Below are 5,822 nucleotides of genomic sequence, written 5' to 3'. Positions count from 1 at the left end.
GATTTTAATTATTATAATTCAAATTATCAGGTAAAAAATAAAAATACTATAACAAGAGAGGTTTTGATTACGAATTTTAAATAAAAATACAAAAAACTTAGGAGGATAAAAATTATGAAAGATGAAAAAAGCTACGTAGAAACGGAAAGAATGAGAGAGCAATCAGAATTAGGGAGGAAAGAAGAAAAAATAGTAAACTGTGTGGATATTTCAGATAATCAGAGAGTATTTATAAAATTTAGCACAGTTACGTATAGAAATTTATTAAAATGGATTATTATTGGTGGAATTTGTGGGATTTTGATGCCTTTTTTTCAAGTGGCAATGCTTGGTGTGATAGTTTCGGCATTTTTCTGTTTTTCGATATTGATGACGATATTGTTTAATGGGATAAGAACTGTGGAATTGAAGGAAAATACTTTTGTTACAAATGTTGAAAATGAAGATATAGATTATAAATCTTTGGAATATTTTATAATAACAACATATTCAGGGGATTTCCTGGCTTATAGAAATAATAAGAATTACTGGAGAACAATATCTGAAATAGCTTTTCCATCACAAACTATACAAAGTCTTCTAAAAAATCATCTGCTTGACAGAATCCCTGTTTCCAAAGAAATTATAAATTCAGGTGGGGAAGAAGTTTTTGGTGTACGTTCAGAAGAAGACATAAAAGCTGATTACCGTAAAAGAGATTTTCTTGGAAAGCGTAGAGATAGAGTTTATCGAGCTATGAGAGATAAAGTTGTGCCTCTTGACAGACTTCAAAATGAAGCTCATAAAGTTTTTGAAAATCCAAATAATAAGTTGATAATAAAAAAAGAAGGATTAGTTGTGGATGGTGCAATTTATCCGTGGAATAGACTACAGCCAATAAAAGTTTCTAGAAATTTTGGAGGAATGTTAGAAATAAAAACAAGAGAAGATGAAATAATTTTTTCTGAAAGGGCAACAGCGGTAGTAAAACTTCCTTTATTTGAGGCATTATATAATTCAATGGTTTTTCAAAAATGGAAATAATTTTATGAAAGCAGGAAAAACAAATGGCAAACAATAAATACATTTGGGAAAATGAAAGTGACAAAATCTTAAAAAGGCTAGTTTCACAAGATGATGAAGAATTTTTGAGTAAAAAAAGGGCAAAAGAATTATTTGATAATGGAATATTAAAAAGTATTCAAGTGGGAACTTTTGAAGGATTGAAGGAAATACATCGGTATTTGTTTCAGGAATGTTATGGAACTGCAGGAAAAATACGGAAACATGATATTCGGAAAGGCGATACTGTGTTTTGTCGTGCGATGTATCTTGAAGATAATTTAAAGACCGTTTCTAAAATGCCTGAAAATACTTTTGAGGAAATAATTGAAAAATATGTTGAGATGAATATAATGCATCCGTTTTATGAGGGAAATGGAAGAACGACTAGGATTTGGCTGGATCAGATGTTGATAAGAAGTCTTGGAATGTGTGTGAATTGGCAAAATATCAGTAGAAATAATTATTTATCGGCAATGAAAAGAAGTGTGGTTAATGATTTGGAACTAAAGATGTTTTTGAAGGAGAATTTGACGGAAGATGTGAAAAGTAGAGATATATTTATGAATGGGATTAATCAGTCTTATGAATATGAAAATATGAGAAAATATGATGTGATAAATATATGAGTAAATGTTTGAAATTATACTGATTTGTAAAAGGAGGTTTGAATGAAAAAGCAGTTATTGAAAATATTAATGCTATTATTTTTAATTGGGAATTTAACATTTTCAGAATATGTTGTGAAAGACGGGAAAGTTTTTTATGATGGTAAGGAAGTTTTGAGAGCAGATATTGGAAGTTTTAGGATTTTGAATAATAAAATTGCTGTTGATAGTCAGAATATATATTTTTTAGGAAGTAGAACGATAAAATCTGAAAAAAATGCTTATGATACATCAGAACCTGTTTACAAACTTTCAAGTGAGTCAGGAAAATTGAAAATAGATAAAGAAGAATACGATGTAAAAAAATTTAAATTAATTTCAAGTAATGTAAAAAATAGTAATTTTTATTTTCTAAAATATGATAAAAAAATATATGTTGTATATGGGTATAATCATAGCGTTTTTTTTAGCGAAATATTAAATGTAGATTATGAAACTTTTGAGAGTGTGTCTAAAAATTTAGTAAAGGATAAAAATAAAGTTTATTTTGTTAACTCGTTTACAGCAGATTCACATAATAGATATTTAATTGATTTTGGAAATTCATTATTCAAAGAAGTAGAATTTATAAAAATAGAAGAAGAAGGACTAAGTGAGGGAGAAAAGGTAAAATTAGGTTATTTTTCTACACTTTACAGTATTTTGAATGGTGAATTTAAAAATAAGAAATATGTAACTCTTTTATTTGATGAAGTAGAAACTTTTCTACATCCTGAATGGAGCAGAAGATTTTTATACGAATTAATAGAAGAATTAGAAAAGTATGAAGATAAAAAGTTTAAATTGATTTTTGCAACACATAGTCCTTTTTTGATAGCAGATGTTTTGGCAAAAGACTGTATTTATTTGAGTAAAAATAAAAAAGGTAAAATTAAGGCTGAGATTAAAGAGGATGTGAAAACTTTTGGGGCTAATATTATTGATTTGTTTAAGAATACTATGTTTTTAGAATCGACTTTTGGGAAATTTGCTACTGAAAAGATTAAAGGATTAGTAGATAAAATAGAAAAAGCTGAAAAGTATTCAGATATAAAACATGAGGTTGATTTTATAATAGATGAAATTGGAGAAAAGTTAATTTCTAATAAGTTAAAATCAATGATTGAATCAAAGTTTGAAAATAAAGATGAAGAAAAAGATGAAGAATATTACAGAAAAAAAATAGAAGAATATCAAGCAAAACTAGATGAATTAGAAAAAAAAGAAAATAACAGGAATTCTAAAAAATAAAAATACAAATTTATAATAAAATTACACCTTCCATTGTAATAGTAACTTTAAAAATTACTCTAAAAGGAAGGTGTTTTATAGTTAAAAATTTATTAATTCAAAAATTTCTCCTTCACAAATCCCCCAATCTTAACTAACGCCAACAAAATCGTAAGCAGTACAATAATTGAAGGGCCTGATGGAATATTTAGTGTGTAGGAAAAATATAGTCCTGATAGTATTCCGATGAATGAGAAAATTATGGATAGAATTATGATTGTTGAGTATTTTCTTGCGAGTGAGGCTGCGATTGCTTGTGGGATTGTCAGGATTGAGATTATTAGGATAATTCCTATTGTTTTTATGTTTATTATTATGACAGAGGATATTAGGATTATCATAAAGTAGTTTATGAAGGTTACTGGTACGCTGTGGATTTTGTAGAAGTTTTCATCAAAGCTGGTGTAGACGATGCTTTTGTAGAAGATGATGAAAAATGTGATTGTAATTATGTCCAGTATTAGCAGTAAAATTATGTTTAGGGTGTTGGATAAAAGGATGTTTCCGAATAAGTAAGTTGACATATCCGCCTGATAGCCGGGTGTCAAGAAGGCAAAAATAATTCCGATAGCCATTCCCATTGACATAACAATACCTATTCCCAAATCACCGTCAACATGAAGGGTATCTTTTAGGATTAAAATTAGTACACCTGACAATATTGAGAAAATCAGTCCAAAAAATAATGGATCTTTTATTGGCAAGTTAAAGAAGTAAATCAGGTAAATTCCTATTCCGATACCACCGTAAGAGGCATGGCTGATACTTGATGAAATAAAGACCATTTTTTTATTTACAATATAAGTTCCTATTATTCCACAGCATATACTAGAAAGAAGCCCTACAATAAGGGCATTTCTCATAAAGGCATATTCAAAAATTTTTATAAATTCCATATTTCCCCAATCTTTAATAATTTATCTTTTAATTTTGTAAATTTTATTTGTGTGAATGTAAGTAAGGATTGCTGCACACGTAATCTTCTTTTTTCTCGTAAACTCGGATACTGCCTTCCACGACAAAAATTGAATCAATGTAATCGTAGATTTTTTCAAGCTCGTGAGAAATCACAACGATTGTTGAATCTGACAATTCCTTTATTTTTTCAAAAAGTTTAAATTCAAATTCCTTATCCAGAAATGATTCCGGCTCATCAAGAAAAATAAGTTCTGGCGAAGAAATTAAGGCACGTGCAATTAATGCCCTTTGAAGTTGTCCTCCAGACACTTCATTTATTAATTTATTTTTTAAATGAAAAATATCAAATTCCTTCAAGAGTATTTCAGCACGTCTTTTTTCTTCATTGTTAAATCTTCTGAAAAGGTTATTTTTATTAGTCAATCCCGATATTACCAAGTCAAAAATATTAATGGGAAAGGAAGTGTCAAACTCCCTTATTTGTGGTAAATATCCAATTTTGTTTTCACTTGTAAAAAATTCAATACTGCCAGAATTTTTTCTCAAAAATCCAAGCATGGTTTTTACTAAAGTAGATTTTCCGCCACCATTTCTTCCCAGAATTGCAACATTTTTTCCTTTAAAAATATCTAAGTTTATATCATTCAAAATATAGTCGTTGTTATATTTAAAGTTAAGATTTCGTACACTCACAAGTTTTTTATTCTGTCCGTTAGTCATCAAATTTTTATCCTTTCGTTTTTCTTCTTGTTCTTTTTTGAATAAAAATTTTTAATTTAAATAATCTACAAATTGTTTTAGATTTTCAAAGACATTTTCCTTGTCAACGTTAAATTCAGCGACTTTTGAGTTAGGAATTTCTTTTGAAATAGCTTCGGCACTTTGTTTTGGAAATTGAGGCTGAACTAAGATTGTAGTTATGTTATGTTCTTTTGCTTCATCAATGATTTCTTTAATTTGTTGTGCTGATGGCTCTTTTCCTTCCTGTTCGATTGAAATTTCTTCAATGGCATAATTTTTTAGGAAATAGTTTAAAGCAGGGTGGTAAATCATAAATGATTTTTTAGTTTTTGAAGCCATTTTTTGTGAAAGTTCTGCTTTTACTTGATTAAGTTCTGTGATGAAAGCATTGTAATTTTTTTCAAAAGTTTCTTTTTTGTCTGGGTAAAGTTTTGACAATTCATTTTTTATATTTTCAGCAATTTTTGGCATCATATCAAGCGAGAACCATACATGCGGATCAATTCCACCGTGTCCTTCATGCTCGTGATGATGTTCATGTTCTTCCTTTTTACTGTGTTCATCTCCATGCTCATGTTCGTGGTCATGATCATGATTTCCTTTGATAAATAAATTTTTATCAACACCATCCAAAACATTAACAATTTTATTTTTATCGCTTAGGCTGTTAGAAATTGTTTCTTCAAATCCTAACATATTGTAAGTGAAAAATACTTTTGAATTTTCCAGAATTTTCAAATCTGAAGGTTTTGGCTCAAATAGTTCGTGATTCATATTTGGCTGCACAATTGAAATAACTTCAAAATCATCTCCTGCAATTTTTTGAGTAAGCCATCTTAAAGGCGGTACGCTTGTTACAATTTTTTCTTTTGTTCCTGTAGCTATTCCTTGCTCTTTTTTAGTTTCTGATTTATTTCCGCAAGAAAAAATAAACAGAGCTGATAATAAAAGTAATGATAATAATTTTTTCATTTTAATTCCTCCTATATGTATTTTTTGTAATAAAATAATGAATTTATTAAAAACTTTTCTAATAAAGGATTATAAACCTAATGTTTTCAAATAATTAAAATATAATTTTCATTTTTTAAACAGAGCATAATATAAACTAATCCGTCGGAGCATTTTTCTGTGCTGGCAAAACTGTCTGAGCATAGCGAGTTTTTTGTCAGTGCAGAAAAATGT

At 28.5% G+C, this 5,822-nt stretch carries 6 protein-coding genes; 3 read left to right on the top strand and 3 right to left on the bottom strand.

All coding sequences use genetic code 11. From position 1 onward, the window contains the following. Positions 1-114: 114 nt before the first annotated feature. From Q0370_RS07420 to Q0370_RS07410, 3 genes are read left to right on the top strand one after another with little or no spacing between them, the layout of a single operon-like run. The gene (locus Q0370_RS07420) at positions 115-1,023 is read left to right on the top strand and encodes a regulator (RefSeq protein ID WP_299574079.1); all 909 of its coding nucleotides are present in this window, start codon (positions 115-117) and stop codon (positions 1,021-1,023) included. A gap of 23 nt (positions 1,024-1,046) precedes the next feature. Beyond that, a complete protein-coding gene (gene fic, locus Q0370_RS07415) occupies positions 1,047-1,670 on the top strand; it encodes a protein adenylyltransferase Fic (RefSeq protein WP_299574077.1) in 624 nt (207 codons plus the stop codon). A 42-nt stretch (positions 1,671-1,712) separates the two neighbouring features. Next, the gene (locus Q0370_RS07410) at positions 1,713-2,939 is read left to right on the top strand and encodes a DKNYY domain-containing protein (protein WP_299574075.1); all 1,227 of its coding nucleotides are present in this window, start codon (positions 1,713-1,715) and stop codon (positions 2,937-2,939) included. 92 nt (positions 2,940-3,031) lie between these two features. Here the strand turns inward: Q0370_RS07410 and Q0370_RS07405 are convergent, their stop codons facing one another. Genes Q0370_RS07405 through Q0370_RS07395 form a run of 3 tightly spaced genes read right to left on the bottom strand, consistent with a single transcriptional unit; the run spans position 3,032 to position 5,609 of the window. Then, positions 3,032-3,874 (bottom strand): metal ABC transporter permease, encoded by an 843-nt coding sequence (locus Q0370_RS07405; protein WP_299574072.1) that lies wholly within the window; start codon positions 3,872-3,874, stop codon positions 3,032-3,034. 43 nt (positions 3,875-3,917) lie between these two features. Beyond that, a complete protein-coding gene (locus tag Q0370_RS07400) occupies positions 3,918-4,616 on the bottom strand; it encodes a metal ABC transporter ATP-binding protein (protein ID WP_299574070.1) in 699 nt (232 codons plus the stop codon). 51 nt (positions 4,617-4,667) lie between these two features. Beyond that, a complete protein-coding gene (locus Q0370_RS07395; protein ID WP_299574067.1) occupies positions 4,668-5,609 on the bottom strand; it encodes a metal ABC transporter substrate-binding protein in 942 nt (313 codons plus the stop codon). Positions 5,610-5,822: the final 213 nt, after the last annotated feature.

Origin of the sequence: uncultured Leptotrichia sp. (assembly GCF_938036635.1) — a bacterium.
Classification (GTDB): Bacteria; Fusobacteriota; Fusobacteriia; order Fusobacteriales; family Leptotrichiaceae; genus Leptotrichia; species Leptotrichia hongkongensis.
Note: the sequence above shows the minus strand (reverse complement) of the source record. Positions and strands in the feature narration are given on the sequence as shown.

Bases quoted from the DNA above. Each gene is read 5' to 3' on its own strand.
- Q0370_RS07420 (WP_299574079.1), top strand. From the start codon at position 115: ATGAAAGATGAAAAAAGCTACGTAGAAACGGAAAGAATGAGAGAGCAA.
- fic (WP_299574077.1), top strand. From the start codon at position 1,047: ATGGCAAACAATAAATACATTTGGGAAAATGAAAGTGACAAAATCTTA.
- Q0370_RS07410 (WP_299574075.1), top strand. From the start codon at position 1,713: ATGAAAAAGCAGTTATTGAAAATATTAATGCTATTATTTTTAATTGGG.
- Q0370_RS07405 (WP_299574072.1), bottom strand. From the start codon at position 3,874: ATGGAATTTATAAAAATTTTTGAATATGCCTTTATGAGAAATGCCCTT.
- Q0370_RS07400 (WP_299574070.1), bottom strand. From the start codon at position 4,616: ATGACTAACGGACAGAATAAAAAACTTGTGAGTGTACGAAATCTTAAC.
- Q0370_RS07395 (WP_299574067.1), bottom strand. From the start codon at position 5,609: ATGAAAAAATTATTATCATTACTTTTATTATCAGCTCTGTTTATTTTT.